At 73.0% G+C, this 1,305-nt stretch carries 2 protein-coding genes; both read right to left on the minus strand.

Annotation, left to right across the window (positions count from 1 at the left end; genetic code table 11):
• Positions 1-500: RNA polymerase sigma factor (locus AC27VN_RS41695; RefSeq protein ID WP_490880544.1), on the minus strand; the 500-nt coding region annotated here is incomplete at its 3' end.
• Between the two features lie 88 nt (positions 501-588).
• Positions 589-1,305, minus strand: a 717-nt coding sequence (locus AC27VN_RS41700; protein ID WP_490880545.1) for a filamentous hemagglutinin family protein, incomplete at its 5' end; no start/stop codon positions are given.

Raw genomic sequence — 1,305 nt, forward strand, 5'->3', positions numbered from 1 at the left:
GCCGTGTCTACATTGCGCAGCGAGAGCTGGTAGTGCCGCGCCACTTCCTGGCGCGTCATCTCCTCGATGCGCAGCGCTTCGAGCACCGCGCGATGGCGGCGCGGCAGCCGTTGCATCGCGCGCTCGAGCGCCCGCAGCTCGGAGCGCGCCTCGGCCACGGCCTCGGGGCCCGGCGAGGGATCGGCGAAGGCCTCGACCGTGAACTCGGGCTCCTGGACCTGGAGTGACGCGCGCTCGCCGCGCAGACGGTCCAGCGCCACGTTGCAGGCGACGCGATAGACATAGGCCTCGGGCGCCTGCACCGCCGGCACCGCCGCCATGTCGCCGAGCCGCAGCCAGGCGTCGTGCAGGCAGTCGCTGGCGCGGTCGGCGCAGCCCAGGTGCCGCTGCAGCCGGCGATGCAGCTGCTGGTAGTTCGCCACCAGGCAGTCGCGCAGCGCGCTGCCGGGCTCGGCGCCGGCCTCGGGCGTGGCCAGGTGAACGTGGATGCTCATGTCCATGACGGGTCTGCTTTCCTGAGGGCGGGAACGGCGGGGCCGCGCCCCGTCCCGCCGGGACAGGGCGCGCTCGCTGCGCGTGACGGACGCGTCAGTCGCGCTGTTGCAGGCGGCGCCGCTCTTCCTCGGTCAGCCGTGCCAGCAGGTCGGGCTTGAGTTCGGCGCCATGCCCGATCACCTGCACGCGGTGGTTCGGCTCGTAACGCACCACGCCGGGCCGGGAGTCGGGCGGCGGCTCGCGGCCCTCGGCCGGTTCGTTGCCGAAGCCCAGCACGCGCACCGTGAACACCGAGGGCAGGGCCTGCCGGCTCGCGGCGCGTTCGCGCTGCACCGTCTCCTGCGCGGCATTGGCGGCCTGCGAGGCCGCGGCGCTGGCGTTGGTGAGCGCGCCGACATTGACGGCCGTCACCACCGGCAGGCCCTTCGATTCGCCCTTGACCTCGATGTTGGCGGCGTTGAGCACGTGCAGCGCGGCGATGTTGAGGTTGCCGCTGACGCGGATGCCCGCATCGCCCGCGTTGACCGTGCCCTTCGGCGCGACCAGGTCGACGTCGCCCGGCACCACGTTCTCGAAGCCCTCGACGGTGCCGATGCCCGAGCCCGTGATGTCGGCCTTCTCGAGCGCGCGGGTGATGCCGTCGGCGTCGGTCTCGATCACCGGCTGGCGGAACGAGCGCGTGGTCTTCGCGCCGCGGCCCGCGTCGATGTCGCCGAGCGTCGACCAGATGATCTCGTCGCCGCCCGCGAAGGTCAGCATGCGCGAGCGGTTGAGCAGCACGTCGCGCGCGGTGAACACGTGGATGTCGCC

The sequence above is a fragment of the Variovorax sp. 20P10.2.4 genome (assembly GCF_058244205.1).